Origin of the sequence: Hyalangium sp. (assembly GCF_045802625.1) — a bacterium.
Lineage (GTDB): Bacteria > Myxococcota > Myxococcia > Myxococcales > Myxococcaceae > Hyalangium.
Genome location: NZ_JBJMQP010000215.1, coordinates 13,978 through 29,284 on the forward strand (window position 1 = coordinate 13,978; position 15,307 = coordinate 29,284).

Annotated in this window: 14 protein-coding genes; 3 read left to right on the forward strand and 11 right to left on the reverse strand. The window is 68.1% G+C overall.

Annotation, left to right across the window (positions count from 1 at the left end; genetic code table 11):
* Positions 1 to 58: 58 nt before the first annotated feature.
* Positions 59 to 1,561 carry a carboxypeptidase M32 gene (locus tag ACJ8AT_RS34890; protein ID WP_407742286.1) on the reverse strand — a complete coding sequence of 501 codons (1,503 nt, stop codon included), beginning with the start codon at positions 1,559 to 1,561 and terminating at the stop codon, positions 59 to 61.
* A 54-nt stretch (positions 1,562 to 1,615) separates the two neighbouring features.
* Between ACJ8AT_RS34890 and ACJ8AT_RS34895 the strand changes: the two genes are divergently transcribed.
* The gene (locus ACJ8AT_RS34895) at positions 1,616 to 2,158 is read left to right on the forward strand and encodes a hypothetical protein (protein ID WP_407742287.1); all 543 of its coding nucleotides are present in this window, start codon (positions 1,616 to 1,618) and stop codon (positions 2,156 to 2,158) included.
* Positions 2,159 to 2,176: 18 nt separating this feature from the next.
* Here ACJ8AT_RS34895 and ACJ8AT_RS34900 read toward each other — a convergent pair whose 3' ends face one another.
* Positions 2,177 to 3,079 (reverse strand): serine/threonine protein kinase, encoded by a 903-nt coding sequence (locus ACJ8AT_RS34900; protein WP_407742288.1) that lies wholly within the window; start codon positions 3,077 to 3,079, stop codon positions 2,177 to 2,179.
* A 234-nt stretch (positions 3,080 to 3,313) separates the two neighbouring features.
* Positions 3,314 to 4,939 carry a peptide chain release factor 3 gene (locus tag ACJ8AT_RS34905; protein WP_407742289.1) on the reverse strand — a complete coding sequence of 542 codons (1,626 nt, stop codon included), beginning with the start codon at positions 4,937 to 4,939 and terminating at the stop codon, positions 3,314 to 3,316.
* A gap of 119 nt (positions 4,940 to 5,058) precedes the next feature.
* Here ACJ8AT_RS34905 and ACJ8AT_RS34910 point away from each other — a divergent pair, with 119 nt between their 5' ends.
* Positions 5,059 to 5,451, forward strand: coding sequence for a RidA family protein (locus tag ACJ8AT_RS34910; protein ID WP_407742290.1), 393 nt, complete (start codon positions 5,059 to 5,061; stop codon positions 5,449 to 5,451).
* Positions 5,452 to 5,542: 91 nt separating this feature from the next.
* Here ACJ8AT_RS34910 and ACJ8AT_RS34915 read toward each other — a convergent pair whose 3' ends face one another.
* The 8 genes from ACJ8AT_RS34915 to ACJ8AT_RS34950 form a co-directional block, all read right to left on the reverse strand.
* The gene (locus ACJ8AT_RS34915) at positions 5,543 to 6,667 is read right to left on the reverse strand and encodes a hypothetical protein (RefSeq protein WP_407742291.1); all 1,125 of its coding nucleotides are present in this window, start codon (positions 6,665 to 6,667) and stop codon (positions 5,543 to 5,545) included.
* 181 nt (positions 6,668 to 6,848) lie between these two features.
* Positions 6,849 to 8,372, reverse strand: a complete 1,524-nt coding sequence (locus tag ACJ8AT_RS34920) for a SulP family inorganic anion transporter (RefSeq protein ID WP_407742292.1) — start codon at positions 8,370 to 8,372, stop codon at positions 6,849 to 6,851.
* A 56-nt stretch (positions 8,373 to 8,428) separates the two neighbouring features.
* Positions 8,429 to 9,094, reverse strand: a complete 666-nt coding sequence (locus ACJ8AT_RS34925) for a carbonic anhydrase (protein WP_407742293.1) — start codon at positions 9,092 to 9,094, stop codon at positions 8,429 to 8,431.
* A gap of 159 nt (positions 9,095 to 9,253) precedes the next feature.
* Positions 9,254 to 9,601 carry a hypothetical protein gene (locus ACJ8AT_RS34930; RefSeq protein ID WP_407742294.1) on the reverse strand — a complete coding sequence of 116 codons (348 nt, stop codon included), beginning with the start codon at positions 9,599 to 9,601 and terminating at the stop codon, positions 9,254 to 9,256.
* Positions 9,602 to 9,734: 133 nt separating this feature from the next.
* A complete protein-coding gene (locus tag ACJ8AT_RS34935) occupies positions 9,735 to 11,837 on the reverse strand; it encodes a M3 family metallopeptidase (RefSeq protein WP_407742295.1) in 2,103 nt (700 codons plus the stop codon).
* Between the two features lie 38 nt (positions 11,838 to 11,875).
* The gene (locus ACJ8AT_RS34940; protein WP_407742296.1) at positions 11,876 to 12,955 is read right to left on the reverse strand and encodes a hypothetical protein; all 1,080 of its coding nucleotides are present in this window, start codon (positions 12,953 to 12,955) and stop codon (positions 11,876 to 11,878) included.
* Between the two features lie 94 nt (positions 12,956 to 13,049).
* Positions 13,050 to 14,165, reverse strand: coding sequence for an esterase/lipase family protein (locus ACJ8AT_RS34945; protein WP_407742297.1), 1,116 nt, complete (start codon positions 14,163 to 14,165; stop codon positions 13,050 to 13,052).
* A 52-nt stretch (positions 14,166 to 14,217) separates the two neighbouring features.
* A complete protein-coding gene (locus tag ACJ8AT_RS34950) occupies positions 14,218 to 14,874 on the reverse strand; it encodes a hypothetical protein (RefSeq protein ID WP_407742298.1) in 657 nt (218 codons plus the stop codon).
* Between the two features lie 202 nt (positions 14,875 to 15,076).
* Here ACJ8AT_RS34950 and ACJ8AT_RS34955 point away from each other — a divergent pair.
* Positions 15,077 to 15,307 (forward strand): hypothetical protein (locus tag ACJ8AT_RS34955; RefSeq protein ID WP_407742299.1); only part of this gene is annotated, 231 nt, incomplete at its 3' end.

Below are 15,307 nucleotides of genomic sequence, written 5' to 3' on the forward strand. Positions count from 1 at the left end.
CTGAGCCGTTGAAGGCCCGGGGCTGAGCGCTGGAGGGACGGGACAGCCACGGCCCGTCTCACAGCGTGACGCCGTACAGCGCCCCGTACTTGCCGCGCAGGTACTCCAGGAAGTCCGTATCCGTGAGCCCCCGCCCCGTCACCTGGCGGATGAGGTCCTCGGCCGGCAGGCGGAAACCCTGGAGATGCACGTGGGTGCGCAGCCAGTCCCGGAGCGGCAGCAGCTCGCCGCGGCGCAGGCGCTCGGTGAGCTGCGGCAGGGCGCGCTCGGCGGCCCGGTAGAGCGACGCGGAGTAGAGGTTGCCGAGCGAGTACGTGGGGAAGTAGCCGAACTCTCCCCAGGCCCAGTGGATGTCCTGGAGCACCCCCAGCGTGTCATCCGGCGGTGTGATTCCGAGGTAGCGCCGCATGCGCTCGTTCCACGCCGCGGGCACGTCCGCCAGGGGCAGCTCGTCGTGGATGAGCAGCAGCTCCAGCTCGTAGCGCAGGACGATGTGGAGGTTGTACGTCACCTCGTCCGCCTCGGTGCGAATGAGCGAGGGGCTCACCCGGTTCACGGCGGTGTGGAACGCGCTCACGTCCACTCCGGCGAGCGCCTGGGGGAACTCCGCCTGGAGCGCGGGGAAGAAGTGCTCCCAGAAGGCGCGGCTGCGGCCCACCACGTTCTCCCAGAGGCGGGACTGGGACTCGTGCAGGCCCATGGAGGGCGCGGCGGCCAACGGCGTGCGGTAGTGGGCCTCGGAGAAGCCCTGCTCGTAGAGCCCGTGGCCGGCCTCGTGGATGGTGCTGAAGAGAGCGTTGAGCGGGTTGGACTCGTCCACGCGCGTGGTGAGGCGCACGTCCTTCGGGTGCGTGCCTCCGGTGAACGGGTGGATGCTCCGGTCCTGCCGCCCTGCCTCCAAGTCAAACCCCACCGCCTCGAGCAGCCGCAGCGTGAAGCGCCACTGGGCCTCTCCATCGAAGCGCCGGCCCGCCAGCACATCCGGCACCTTCCGGGGCGCCGCGGCGATGGCGGCCACCATGGGGATGAGCGCGTCCCGCAGCGCCGTCAGCACCGGGGTGAGGCGGGAGACGCGCATGCCGGGCTCGTAGGCTTCCAGGAGCGCGTCATAGCGCTCGCCGTCGTGGCCATAGGCGTCGGCCTGCTCGCGGCGCAGCTCCAGGATGCGCGCGAGGGCGGGCTGGAACAGGGCGAAGCGCTTCTCCTTGCGAGCCTGACGCCAGGCGGCCAGCCCGCGGCTCTGGGCCTCGGCCAGCGCCTTCACCAGTGCCTGGGGCACGCGCACGGCCCGGTCTCTCTCCACGGTCAGCACTCGCACCATGGCCCGCTGGTCGGGCTCGAGATCCGGCCGCGCGGAGGCCCACGCGAGCACCTCTCCCAGCCGCGGGTCCACGAGCCGCTCGTGGTGAATGCCCTGGAGCGTGGAGAGCTGGTGGGCCCGGGCCTCCTCGGCCTTGGGGGGCAGGTACGTCTCCTGATCCCAGGTGGCCAGGCCGATGACGCCCTGGAGATCCTTGAGCTCCTGCATCCGAGCCAACAGCGAGGGGAAGGTGCGGTCCATGCCCCAGGTTCTAAGCCATCGCGGGCAGCGCGTGCAGTGCTACCTTGGCGCACCATGGCCAACGTTCAGAAGTTCTTCATGGCGCCCGAGGACGAGGTCGCCTTCTTCCGCTTCCTCGAGCGCTTCGTGCTGGAGGTGTACCCCCGGCGCGTCCCTCCGGACTGGAAGGCGTTCCAGGCCAGCGAGGAGAGCGTTCCCCGGCTCCCCGAGGAGGACATGTACCTGGTGGCGAGCGAGATCGGCGCGGCCATCGTGGACAAGGTGAAGCGCGGGCCGGACAAGGGCGCCTGGCGCATCGACGAGGTGCGCTCGCCCGTCATCTTCCTGGAGCGCTCGCGGACGAACGAGGAGGGCGAGCTGCTGAGCGGACAGCTCTGGGCGGAGCTGGACATCACCCCGCAGACGGGCCGACGGGACGCGGCGCCGGATCGCTTCCGGAGCTTGTTCCGCGAGATCGACGAGTACTTGAAGAAGACCTACCGCAAGGGAGACCCGAAGGACTTCCTGGTCGGCCCCAAGGCCGCGAGGCTCTTCAAGGAGGGGCTGGTGCTGCGAGACTCAGCGCACCGGGGCGGCACCGTGGTGCCCTTCAAGTAAGCCGCCCCGGCCCGCGGCTCAGATCTCCTCCGAGTCCTGCTCGGGGATGAGGAGCTCCAACGGCGGGCCGAGGACCTTCTCGTCCAGCAAGGCTCCCTCCGCCCGCAGCAGGGCCTGCACCTGCTCGTGCACGGCGTGCCCCGTCTGGGGGCGGTCCCCGGGCTTCTTCTCGAGCATCCGCAGGGCGAGCTGGCACATGGCGGAGCTGAGGCGCTCATCGAACTTCACGGGCGACAGCGGCACCCGGCGTTCGATCTCCATGTTGAGCACCTCGCGAGGCAGATCCGGCGAGAACGGCGCCCGTCCGGCCAGCATCTCGTACAGCGCCACGCCCAGCGAGTAGAGATCATCCGTCAGCTGGAAGAGGTAGCGCGCGTTCGGCTTGTGGTAGTGCTGGCGCTGGAACCGGAGCGACTCCGGGGTGCGGTAGTGCGGGGTGCCCGGAGGCAGCGGCCCATCCGTCAACCGGACGCCCTGCGCATGGTGCGCCGAGCCGAAGTCGATCAGCACCGGCTCGCCATCCCGGGAGCGCACCAGGATGTTCGAGCCCTTCACGTCCCGGTGCCGCAGCTGCACGCCGTCGAGCGCATCCAGCGCCAGCGCCAGCTTGCCGAACACCTCGAGCACCTGCCGGAACGTGGGCGCCACCCGCTGGCGCCAGTCGTGGAGCGTCAGCCCGTCCACATAGTCCATCAGCACATAGGGGTAGCCCTTGATCGGGTGCGGCCAGCGCCCATAGGCGTAGGTCCGCACGATGTTCGGATGCTGAATCTGCACCAGACACGCCAGCTCCTTCTGCAGCCGCGCCGCGGTCTGGTTCAGGTCATCGCTGCTCTCCGGGTGGCGCAAGGAGAACTTGAGCGCGAACAGCTCCCCCTCCCATTCCACCTGGTAGACGGCGCCGAACGAGCCCGCCCCCACCCTCCTGCGAATGAGCCACTCCCCTACTCTCTCCCCGGGCACCAGCGCCACCGGGTGTGGCGTGTACGACGGCATAGTCTCGCCTCCCGCCACCTGACCTGTCAGGTAGGCAAGGAGCAATCTAACCCGTCAGGTCCTGCATGGCCAGAACGAACAACGCAAAGGCCCCTCCCTGGGCAGAGGGAGAGGCCCTGGGCATCCTACCTGGCAGGTCTCAAGCGGCGCTCCAGCGCCTCAGGTGCCGGTGGCGACCGGGGTCATCTGGTGGAGCTGGGGTGCCTCGTTGAGGAACTTCAGCTCGGGGTGCTTCTGCTCGGCGTGCTGCAGCGCCCAGTCGTCGCGGAAGAGCACCAGCGGCAGGCCGTCACGGTCCTGCACCGTCTGCCGGTTGCCCTCCCAGTCGAACGCCTTCGGCTCGAAGTTCGGGCCCACCACCCAGCGCGCGTGGCTGAAGGGCAGCTTGTCCAGGGCGATCTTCGCCCCGTACTCGTGCTCGAGGCGGTACTGGAGCACCTCGAACTGGAGCGCGCCCACCACGCCCACGATGGGGTCCTTCATGCCCATCTGGAGCTGCTGGAAGATCTGCACCGTGCCCTCCTCGGAGAGCTGCTCCAGGCCCTTCTCCATCTGCTTGCGGCGCAGCGGATCCTTGCTGCGCACCACGGCGAAGTACTCGGGGCTGAAGCGCGGCACGCTCTCGAAGAGGACGCCCGGGTCCTCGGCCAGCGAGTCTCCGATGCGGTACTGCCCCGGATCGAACAGGCCGATGACGTCTCCGGGCCACGCGTCCTCGATGGCGGTGCGCTCGGCGGCGAGGAACTGGCTCGGCTTGGCCAGCCGCACCTCCTTGCCCAGCCGCGAGTGGTGCGCGCTCATCCCCTTCACGTAGCGGCCGGACACCACGCGCAGGAACGCGATGCGGTCGCGGTGCGCCGGGTCCATGTTCGCCTGGATCTTGAAGATGAAGCCGGAGAACTTCGGCGCGGTGGGCGGCCGCGGCCCATCCTTCGTCTGCCGCGGCGTGGGCGCCGGGGCCAGGTCCAGGAACGCATCCAGGAAGGGCCGCACGCCGAAGTTGGTCATCGCCGAGCCGAAGAACATGGGCGTCAGCAGGCCCGCGTCGCTCTTCTCGCGGGTGAACTCGTCGCCGCCCACATCCAGCAGCTCGATGTCCTCCTTGAGCTGCTCCAGCTCGCGCTCGCTGAGCACCGAGTGGATCTCCGGCGAGTCGAGCGAGACCGAGCGCTCGCCCACCTCCTTCTCACCGTGATGCCCTTCCGCGCTGAACAGGTGGACCACGTTGGCCCGCCGATCGTACACGCCGCGGAAGTCCGGCCCCATGCCGATGGGCCAGTTCATCGGATAGGAGCGGATGCCGAGCACCTGCTCCAGCTCGTCCATCAGATCCAACGGCGCGCGGCCGTAGCGGTCCAGCTTGTTGACGAAGGTGAAGATGGGGATGCCGCGCATGCGGCAGACCTTGAAGAGCTTCTTGGTCTGCGGCTCCACGCCCTTGGCGGCGTCGATGAGCATCACCGCCGAGTCCGCGGCGGCCAGCGTGCGGTAGGTGTCCTCGGAGAAGTCCTGGTGGCCCGGGGTGTCCAGCAGGTTCACCGCGTGGTCGCGGTAGACGAACTGGAGCACGGACGAGGTGACGGAGATGCCGCGCTCCTTCTCCAGCTCCATCCAGTCGCTGGTGGCGTGGCGCCGCGCACGCTTGGCCTTCACGCTGCCGGCCAGGTGGATGGCGCCGCCGTAGAGCAGCAGCTTCTCGGTGAGGGTCGTCTTGCCCGCGTCGGGGTGGGAGATGATCGCGAAGGTGCGCCGCCGGGCGACTTCCTGCTCTAAGTCGGATGCCATATCGGGAGGCCAACTATCACGGCGCGTATGTTTTTTCGCCGCCTTCTCGCAGCGCCCTTGCCCCCTCGGACTCCAGGCGCTCGAATCCGGGCCTCTCTCCCCTCCTCCAAGGAGCAGCCATGCAACGGACCCGCTACTCGACCGCCACCCCCTGGGAGCCCCGGATTGGGTACTCGCGAGCCGTGCGCGCGGGCCCCTTCGTCTACGTCACGGGCACCACCGCCACGGACGCCTCGGGCAAGGTGATCGCCGCCGGAGATGCCTACGCCCAGGCCGTCCAGGCGCTGCGCAACGTCCAGGCCGCGCTGGAGGCGCTTGGAGCCCGGCTGGAGGACGTGGTCCGCACCCGCATGTACGTGACGGACATCTCCCGGTGGGAAGAGGTGGGCCGAGCCCATGGCGAGTTCTTCGGGAAGATCCTCCCCGCCACTTCAATGGTGGAGGTGAGCCGGCTGATTGATCCCACCATGCTCGTGGAGATCGAAGCGGACGCCATCTGCGACGAGCGCTGAAAAGAGAGAGGGGCTGACGGGTTGTCCCCATCAGCCCCCCTCACCCCACCGGACTACGGGGCAAGTATCCGGTGAGTGCTCCTCGCGGCGATTACAGGTCCGCCGTCACGTCGCCAGGCACGGGCTCCGGGTCGGCCGGGGCATCCGGCTCCTGCGAGACGTCGCTCGGGTCACCGGAGGGAGGCGCGTCATCCCCGCGCAGCTCCGCGGCAGGGCAGGCGTCACGCGTGCCGACCTGCGAGCCGGCGACCACCGTGCAGCTGGTGAGCGGCTGGCCCTTGATGCACTCGCGCAGGATGCGGAACTTCTCCAGCTCGGCCGCGTCCCAGCACGCGCTGCCGATGTAGAACTTGTTGTCCGCGATGTCGCCACCCGCGGCGAAGACGTCCGCGCGGCCGCCAACACCCTGGATATGGCGCAGGCTGGCGAACACGTTCTCCTTCGCATCGCTCGCCGTGTTCTTCAGGTTGTACTTGCCGAATACGCGGACCCGGGAGATGCCCGTGGCCCGGTGATGGCCCACGAAGGCGCCGGTGACGGGCTCGTGGTTGGCCGCGTTGGGCGTGAAGCCCACCAGCCGGTAGGCCAGCGTCTTCTCACCGAGCGCGGAGTGGGCGAACGAGCCCAGCAGCTTGCCCGCGCCGGTAAAGGAGCCCGGCGTCGCCACGGCCTTGAGGTTGTCCAGGTTGACGGCGATAGAGCCCCGGCCGCGGTGCGCGATCTCGCCCTTCACCAGCCGGCCCGCCGCGACGAGCTTGTACGCCGAGTCATCCGTGCTGCCCAGCGGCCGGGCCTCGAGCTTCCACACGAAGCGGCCCACCGCCTGCTTCTTGATGGTGAACTTGAAGGTGGCGTCCGCGCGGTCCGTCGGGCCGTACACCTGCACGTCGCCCGGCTGGGCCTTGGCGCCGCCCTGGTTCACCAGCTCCACGATGGGGGTGATGGCCGCCTTGAGCATGGAGTTGAGCGCCTTGACCTCCACGCGCGCGTTCTCGAGGAACTCCTGGCCCTGGCCGTTGAGCTCGTCCTGGTTGACGCCGAAGCCCTCGACGAGCTGCGCGGCGCCCTCCTCGGCGGCGGCCTCACCGTTGATCTCCAGCGCGGTGCCGGAGAGGTCCGGCGTGGCCTCCACGTACTCCGTGTCCGCGTCCTTGCCACCGCAAGCGGCCAGCACCAGCGCCGCGCCCAGCATCATCGTCTTGCCCATCCGCGTCATGACTTGCTCCTTCGAGGTTTGAGAGGTTGTGACTGCGTTGAGCGCCATCGCATCGCGCTCACGGCCTCTCGAACCCAAGGGGAGCGAGTTGGTTGCGGGGGATTTTTTCCCGGGATTTTTTAGAGCCGAGGCAGGACAGGCTCTTCTGCGACCCTGTCCTACCCCGGTCCCTGTCCGCGAGTCAGACGGCCATGGCGGGGGCGCGCCCCACGTCCCGCACCTCGAGCTGGATGTTCCGGCGCGAGGCCGTGCCCCGGAAGTGGCCGAGCGCCTCGACGATGTCATGGTCGATGAAGTCCGAGTCCGAGCCGTCCACCACCACTCGGGCGCCCTCGGGCATCTGCTCCAGCGCCTCCAGCAGCGCCGCCTTGTTGAAGAAGTACACGTCCCGCTTGAGCGAGATGACGAAGTGCTCGCCCTCGCGCTTCAGCGTGTACGGAGTACGCATGGCGTTGCGCAGGGCGAACGCCACGCTCACGAGAACGCCCACCAGGATGCCCCGCAGCAGGTCCGTCACCAGGATGGCGCCCAGCGTGGCGATGAAGGGAACGAGCTGGGCCACGCCCAACCGGTACAGCTCCCGGAAGAGCGCCGGCTTGGCCAGTTTGTAGCCCGTCACCAGCAGGATGGCGGCGAGGCTGGCCAGCGGGATGCGGTTGAGCAGCCCCGTGGCCAGCATCACCGCGCCCAGCAACAGGGCTCCATGCACCATGGTGGCCGCCCGCGTCCGCCCGCCCGCGTGGACGTTGGCGCTGCTGCGGACGATGACCGAGGTGATGGGCAGCCCTCCCAGCAGGCCTGACACGGAGTTGCCCAGGCCCTGGGCCACCAGCTCCCGGTTGAGCGGCGTCTGCCGCCGGTACGGATCCAGCTTGTCCACCGCCTGCAGCGACAGCAGCGTCTCCAGACTGGCCACCACGCCGAGCGTCAGCGCCAGCACCCACGTGTCCATGCTGCGCAGCGCGCTCCAGTCCGGAGCCCGGAGCTGCGTGAGCAGGCTCGCCGGCCCCTCCAACGGGATTGTCACCAGGAAGCTCTGCCCCAGCGCCAGCCCGGGCCAGACGCGCAGGGCCAGCTCGTTGAGCAGCGTGGCGATGAGCACCGCCACCAGCGCCCCCGGCAGCAGGGAGAGCCGCTTCGGCCGGAGCTTGTCCCAGGCAACGAGCAACCCCAGCGACACCAGCCCGATGACGAGGGCTCCCCACTCGATGCCCGCCAAGCCTTGAGAGGGGAGCGCCAGCTTTCCGCCGGCCAGGCCCAGCGCGTGAGGCAGCTGCTTGAGGATGAGCAGCACCCCGATGCCAGCGAGCATGCCCTTGATGACGCTGGAGGGCATGAACGCGACGAGCCGCCCGGCGCGGGACACCCCGAGCAGGACTTGCAGCCCCCCGGCGAGCACCACCGCCACGGCGAACGCCTCGAAGGAGCCCACCTTCTGGATTCCGGCGAGCACGATCGTGGCCAGGCCCGCAGCGGGTCCGCTCACCGACAGCGGAGAGCGGCTCAACAGAGGAATGATCAATCCTCCGACGATGCCCGCCAGCAGGCCGCTGAGCAGCGGCGCTCCCGAGGCCAGGGCGATTCCCAGGCACAGCGGGAGCGCGACCAGGAACACCACCAGCCCGGCGGGGACATCGAACGAGAGGTTCTTCAGCGGCGAGAGCTCGGCCCCCGCGGCAGTCACTTCAGGAGAAGACGTCTTCATGGGATGTGAGATGGATCCGAAGAGGGATGGATGAGGAGCCAAGAGCTGGAGAGCCCTCAGCCGGCGATACGCCCTGCCTCCGCTGACACCAGGTCTCGCGGAGGTGGCGCGCCGAGCCGCAGGAACTGCCCGCTCACCGGGTCGTAGTTGAACATCTGCCCGGTCTCGAGCTTGTAGACCCAGCCGTACAGCGTGACAGCCCGGCGCTCCAGGTGCTCGCGGACGGTCGGGTGCGTGCGCAGGTTCTCCAGCTGCACCAGGACGTTCTCCTCGGCGGTGGCGGTGAGCAGCGCGTCGCCGTGGAGGTGCTGGTAGTTGTCCCGCATGATCCGCTGCGTGGCCTCGGCGTGCTTCAGCCACACCTTCATCGCGGGCAGGTCCTCCAGCGCCTCCGGGTGGAGCAGGCCCTTCATGGCGCCGCAGCACGAGTGGCCGCACACCACGATGTGCTGAACCTTCAGGCTCGCCAGGGCGAACTCGATGGTGGCGTCCTCTCCCTGGGTGCCATGGCTGTACGGCGGCACGATGTTCCCCGCGTTCCGAAGGCTGAACATCTCCCCCGGCCGCGTCTGGGTGATGAGGCTTGGGTTGATACGGCTGTCCGAGCAGGTGATGAACATCACCTCGGGGCTCTGGCCCTTGGCCAGCCGGGTGAACAGCTCGCGCTGGGTGCTGAAGACTTCTGACTGGAAACGGTGAAGACCCTCGATCAACTTCTGCATGGCATGTCTCTCTCGGCGCGCAACTCTCCCGTCGTCGGCCTCGTGCAAGCACGAAAGCTGGAGGAGTCTCGGGCGCCCGGGTTCGAAGAAATGGAACTCGCGTGAGGACGCTCGCGCGCCCGCACGACACTCGTGGCTCGAGCCCCCGAAGGGGCGGGCTTACGCGAGGTCGTCCGGTGGAGGATCGATCCGGAGAGGGATCAGCACTCGCCGCGGATCTTCGTGCTCGAGCGGACGAGTCTGCACACGGGGCGTGCTCGGACGAGGCACACGCAGGACCAGCCAGCCCCGCGTCGGCAGGCCCTGGCGCGTCTCGCGCCGGAAGAGGCAGGCCTTGAGCCCCTCGACCGCGGCCAGCTCTTCGCCACGCTCATCCTGCGAGCGCTCCGACTGGCTCGCGGGACAAGGCATCAGCGGCGAGCGCGCGCTCTTCCCCGGCAGGATGCCCAGCACCAGGGCGGCAAGGAGGATCCATGCTGTATGTCTTGCGCTGGCCCGATGGTTCACGACGCTCTCACCAACAGCAGGGCCCTCTTGATATTTCAAGAGGCGGGTTCTGAAGCCCCAGAAAAAACAAATGGTTTCCTGAGGCTCTCTCTAGGTAAGGCTGATCCAGCGTCTTGACCAGCCCCCCGCTCGTTCACTGCGCTGTCTGTTGTCCGACGGCGCCTGGGGCGGGGAAGCCGCGCTTGCGCATGAGCGCGTCGATGCCCGCGTCCTTGCCACGGAAGGCGCGATAGGCCTCGGCCGGATCCATCGTGTTGCCCACCGCGAAGACGTTCTTCCGCAGCCGCTCGGCCACGGCGCGATCATAGGGCCCCGCGCCTTGCGTGAAGGCCTCGTAGGCGTCGGCGGTGAGGGTGTCGGCCCAGAGGTAGCTGTAGTAGCCCGCCGAGTACCCATCCCCCGCGAAGACATGGCCGAACTGCGGCGTGCGGTGCCGCATGACGATCTCCTCCGGCATGCCGAGCGCCTTGAGCGTGTCGCGCTCGAAGGCATCCGGATCGATCTTCTGGCTGCCCGCGAGGTGCAGCTTCATGTCCACCAGGGCGCTGGCCAGATACTCCACGGTGGCGAAGCCCTGGTTGAAGGTGGAGGACTTCTTGAGCCGAGCCACGAGCGCCTCGGGGATGGGCTTGCCCGTCTGGAAATGCAGCGCGAAGCGGTTGAGGACCTCGGGCGTGGAGAGCCAGTGCTCCATGAGCTGCGAGGGAAACTCGACATAGTCGCGCGGCACGGAGGTGCCCGAGAGCGAGGGATAGTTCACCTGGGAGTTCAGCCCGTGCAGCGCGTGGCCGAACTCGTGGAACAAGGTCTCCGCGTCCTCCCAGCTGATGAGGACCGGCTCGCCCGGCTTGCCCTTCACGAAGTTGGCGTTGTTGGAGACGATGGTCGTCACCTCGCCCCGGAACCGCTCTTGCCTGCGGTAGGCGTTCATCCACGCGCCGGAGCGCTTGCCCTGCCTCGCGTAGGGATCGAAGTACCAGAGGCCGATGTGCCGGCCGCTGGCCTTGTCCTTCACCTCCCAGACGCGGACATCGGGGTGGTAGACGGGCACGTCGCTCACCGGCACGAACGAGAAGCCGAACAGCTCTCCTGCGATCCAGAACATGCCCTCGCGCAGCTTCTCCATCTGCAGGTACGGCTTCACCTCGTTCTGGTCGAGATCGTACTTCGCCTTGCGGACCTTCTCGGCGAAGTAGCGGTAGTCCCAGGGGGCGATCTTCAGCTTCGCGCCCTCCTTGTCGGCGATCGCCTGCATGTCCGCGACCTCCTCGTGGACGCGGGCGACGGCGGGAGTCCACACCGCCTCCATCAGCGCCATGGCGCGCTCGGGCGTCTTGGCCATGGCGTTCTCCAGCCGCCAGTGCGCGTGGGTCGCGTAGCCCAGCAGCCTGGCGCGCTCGGCGCGCAGCTGGAGGATCTCGGTGATGAGCGCGTTGTTGTCGTGCGAATCCGCGTTGTCACCACGGTTGACGTAATAGCGCCACACCTTCTCGCGCAGATCGCGCCGGGCCGAGTAGGTCAGGAACGGCTCCATGGCGGAGCGCGTGTTGGTGATGGCCCACTTGCCCTTCAGCCCACGCGCCTCGGCGGCGGCCGCCGCGCCGGCTCGGACGGACTCGGGGAGGCCCGCGAGCTCCTCCTCCTTCTCGAGGATGACGGCGTAGCTCTCCTCATCGGCGAGGACGTTCTGGCTGAAGGTGGTGTAGAGCGAGGCGAGGCGCTGGTTGATGTCGGCCATGCGCTTCTTCGGCGCCGCATCGAGCTTCGCGCCCGCGCGGACGAAGTTCGTATAGCGGAGCCACGTCAGGCGCTGCTGCTCGGGGGGCAGCTTCGACTTCTCGGGCGAGGTGTAGACCGCCTCGATGCGCTGGAAGAGCTTCTCGTTCTGGATGATCTCATCAGAGAAGGCGGCGAGCTTGGGAGCCATCTCCCGCTCGATGGCCTGGAACTCCGGCCCATTCATGGTCGAGGACCAGATGCCGTAAACCGTCTCCACGTCATCCAGGGTCCGCCCCATGTCCTCGAGCGCGGCCAGGGTGTTCTCGAAGGTCGGCGCCGCCGGGTTGTTGGCGATGGCGGCGATCTCCCCGCGTGCTTTCTCCATCGCCGCCTCGAGGGCGGGCTTGAAGTGCTCGACCTTGACCTGATCGAACGCGGGGACACCACCGTAAGGGCCCGTCCACCGAGCCAGCAGCGGGTTCCGCGCCTGGGAGTTGTTGGCCGACGTGCCTTGCATGGTGCTGTTGCCCTCCTGGGTGATTCGGCTTCCGAGGCTCAGTTGCGTCCCCACTGGCGTGGGCGCTCGAAGCGGAAGAAGCCGCTCGCCTCTTCCTGGGCGATGACCTCGGCCTCGGTGCCGAAGTAGCGGGCCCGCGCCTCCTGGAGCTTCGCCTCCAGCTCGGGGCCGGAGAACTGCTGCGCCAGGGCTTGGCGCTCCGCCATGTACTTCGCCCCCGCGTCCCAGCGCGAATCCCGCGTCTGGTCCAGCGCGTCCCAGCGCTTGAGCGTCTCCTCGTCCATCCCCATCTCCTTGCGGATGGCGCGCAGGTTCTGCGAGCGCTCCTGAGACGTCATCGCCGTCAGGTCCTGCTGCACGGAAGACAGATCCAGAAACCGGTTCATCGTCTCCTGGCGGTGCCGCTCCAGGTACGCGTCCGTCTGGTCCCCGTAGATCTCCTGCAGGCGCTGCTTGTACGTGGACAGCTTCTCCGTGAGCTTCGCATCGGGCTTCGCGTCGATCGCCGCGAGCGTGTCGGCCACGGCCTCGTTCTTCAGCTCCGAGGCCCAGATGCGCTCCGCGTTCTCCTTGCCGAAGAGCCGGTTGCGCGCATCCCACATGGCGGCGCGGCGCTCTTTGTCGCTGAGCCCTTTCAGGTACGAGTCGTTGTCCTTCACCCACTTCTCGTAGTCCACGCGGTTGCGCAGCGTGGCCGCCAGCTCGTCGTACAGCTCCGGGAACGTCTTCTTCAGGAACGCCAGCAGCTCCTCCTGCCAGTGGTCCGGGCTGCGCTTCTGGAAGAACCGCATCAGGTCTTCCAGCATCTTGATCTGGATGTAGGGCTCCTTCAGCTTCCCGCCGAAGCGCTCGCGCATGTACGCCGACAGCTGCTCGAGCTCCTGGTCCGGATCCTTCAGGAGCGGAGGAGGTGCGGGCACGGGCCCAGCCACGGGAGCCGCCACCACCGCCGGAGTGGGAGCGGGCGGGATCGTCTCGCGCGGGCTCGCGCTGACGTTCGCGGGAGGGAGAGGCCGGGGGCCGGGCGCTGGGGGCTGCCGGAAGAAGGACAGGCCCGCGAGCAGGGCCAGGATGGCCACCGCCGAGCCGCCCAGAATCATCTTGGTCCGCGTCCTCATTACGGCTCTCTCCTTGCCACAGGTGCGGCAAGGTGGCGAGGAGGCCCGGACGGCCCGCCTGCTTGGGCCCTCCGGGCGCTCCCGGGTGCTGCGATCAGTCGTAGGTGGCGATGTAGTCGATGATGGCCGCGTAGAACTCAGGCTCATCGAAGGTGTCCGGACCCACGCCGACCACGTCCAGGTGGTCCTGGTTGATGACGTCCGCGCTGGAGGTCATCTGCGCGGACGTGGGCGCGTTGAGGTTGCTCACGTAGCCCAGGTTCGAGTCCGTGGTGACGGAGTCGAAGGTCAGGAAGTTGTCCGTGTACTTCAGCCGGTAGCCCATCTGCTGCGAGTTGATGCCCACCAGGCCGTCGTCATCGTCCTCGTTCTTGACGCCATCGCCCGCGCCGGCCGCGCCGTCCTTGTCACAGTCGTCCACGCAGTAGCCGTCACCGTCGATGTCATAGAAGAACTGCTTGAGCAGGTAGAGGGCCGGGTTCACGTCGAGGCCATGCTGCGCCGTAATGAGCGAGCCGTACCGCGCGGCGTAGGTGGCGCTGACCGGGTAGGTGGCGTTGAACGCCTTCATGCCCGTGGTCTTCCCGTCGTTCGGATCATAGTCGTCGTACACGAGCTGCTTGGCGCCCGCGACGCCGTCATTGCCCGGCTGGTAGATGCTGTTGCCGTAGTAGGTCGCCAGCGCGTCGATGACGCTGGTGACACCGGGCCCCAGGTTGAGGATGTACTTCGCCACGGGCGAGCCGCGGTGCGGCGAGGAGACGCTGATCATCACCTTGACCACGGTGTAGCCCCGGCGCTCGCGCAGCACGCGCGCGGCCTTGCGGATGTCGATGCCGCCCTGCGAGTGCCCCACCAGGTTCACGTACTGGGAGCCCGCGGTGGCCATGAAGCCCTCGACGTCGTTGGCCAGATCCAGCCCGCGCACCTCCGAGGTCTGGAACGCCTGCACCTGGGCGACATAGGCCTTCTGGCCGGAGTCGAGGTCGCCGTTGCAGTAGACCTCGAGGAACTCGTCACAGGGGTCGCCCACGAACGTGCCGTAGTCGTCGCCCCAGTAGTCGTAGCCGAGGATGTTGTCGAAGCCGGCCATGCCGTGCGCGAACACGACCGGGTATGTCGTCTTCTGCGCGCCCGCGAGCGCCGGCGTGGCCAGGCCGAAGGCGCCGACGGCCAGCAGGGCCAGCAGCAGGGGTTGGGTGTGTCTCATGCGAACTCCTTGAGGGTGATGGGGTGATGGGTGGTGTGAGGGACGCGGCCCGCTACGGCTGCGGTTTGATGAGGGCTCGGTCCTCGGGTGAGAGCTTCTCGAGGCACTGCGCGCAGTACTGGCCAGAGCTCTCGTCCGCGGACTTCACGGCCTTGCCCTTGGCGTCCGCCATCACGCAGCCCTCCACCTCGCAGTGGGTGAAGCCCAGCGTGTGGCCGAACTCGTGGACGGCCAGATCTCCCAGCCGGCGCAGCAGCACTTCCTGTGTCTTGCTGTGCTTCTTGTAGATGAAGGCGGACAGCACGCAGCTCGTCCCGCCAATGTTGCCCAGGCCCGCGATGCCCCAGTCGAGGATGTCTCCCTTGGTGGTGGAGATCTCCGCCTCCGTCACGCCCACCACCTTCCAGGCTCCCTCGGGCACCTGCGCGTCCAGCGCGTCCAAGATGCGCTCCGCGCGCCAGCGCTTGCGGGGCTTGTAGAAGGCCTCCTCGGGCAGCTCGCGCTGCGGCTCGATACGGACCTGCACGTCCACGCGGGCCTGGATCTCCTGGGCCACGCGCTCCAGGTACTCCTGCTTCACCGGGCCCAGCGGGACGAGGGACACCAGCCGCTGGGGCGCATCCGCCGAGGAGGCCAGCGACGCGCCCAGCAGCACGACGACCAGCAGCAGCCGCTGGACGAACGGGGGGTGTCGTGACTGCCTCTCCATCGCGCCTCGTGCTCGGATTGATTTCCCAATCGGTCATATCACGCAGTCCTCGGTGACTGGAACTCGCGCTTGCCTCGGTTCTCCGACAGGCTGCGCGCGCCCTGTCGGGGGCAGCAACGGCCCAGCACTCGCTTTCACGTCCCTGATGTGAGGCGAGTGTCTGGGCTGTTGTCTTTTCACCAGCGCGCGTGGAGCCACCGACATGGCAGACACGCACCACCCCGCAGTGAGCGGGCAGCTGCAGCAGTTCACCTGCAGCCGCCCCAACTGTTCCTTCACCACCACTGAGTTCCAAGCGGCTGTGCAGCACTGGCAGCAGCGCGGCCACGCCTACCGCAGGCAGGAGCCTGGGCAGAGCCCGCAGCCTGAGCCGTCCCGGAGCACTCTCCCGGAGCTCCCGCCCGTCGAGTCCCTCGAGGACAAGGTGGACACG

Bases quoted from the DNA above. Each gene is read 5' to 3' on its own strand.
- ACJ8AT_RS34905 (WP_407742289.1), bottom strand. From the start codon at position 4,939: ATGGCATCCGACTTAGAGCAGGAAGTCGCCCGGCGGCGCACCTTCGCG.
- ACJ8AT_RS34895 (WP_407742287.1), top strand. From the start codon at position 1,616: ATGGCCAACGTTCAGAAGTTCTTCATGGCGCCCGAGGACGAGGTCGCC.
- ACJ8AT_RS34925 (WP_407742293.1), bottom strand. From the start codon at position 9,094: ATGCAGAAGTTGATCGAGGGTCTTCACCGTTTCCAGTCAGAAGTCTTC.
- ACJ8AT_RS34945 (WP_407742297.1), bottom strand. From the start codon at position 14,165: ATGAGACACACCCAACCCCTGCTGCTGGCCCTGCTGGCCGTCGGCGCC.
- ACJ8AT_RS34950 (WP_407742298.1), bottom strand. From the start codon at position 14,874: ATGGAGAGGCAGTCACGACACCCCCCGTTCGTCCAGCGGCTGCTGCTG.
- ACJ8AT_RS34890 (WP_407742286.1), bottom strand. From the start codon at position 1,561: ATGGACCGCACCTTCCCCTCGCTGTTGGCTCGGATGCAGGAGCTCAAG.
- ACJ8AT_RS34940 (WP_407742296.1), bottom strand. From the start codon at position 12,955: ATGAGGACGCGGACCAAGATGATTCTGGGCGGCTCGGCGGTGGCCATC.
- ACJ8AT_RS34915 (WP_407742291.1), bottom strand. From the start codon at position 6,667: ATGACGCGGATGGGCAAGACGATGATGCTGGGCGCGGCGCTGGTGCTG.
- ACJ8AT_RS34910 (WP_407742290.1), top strand. From the start codon at position 5,059: ATGCAACGGACCCGCTACTCGACCGCCACCCCCTGGGAGCCCCGGATT.
- ACJ8AT_RS34920 (WP_407742292.1), bottom strand. From the start codon at position 8,372: ATGAAGACGTCTTCTCCTGAAGTGACTGCCGCGGGGGCCGAGCTCTCG.
- ACJ8AT_RS34935 (WP_407742295.1), bottom strand. From the start codon at position 11,837: ATGCAAGGCACGTCGGCCAACAACTCCCAGGCGCGGAACCCGCTGCTG.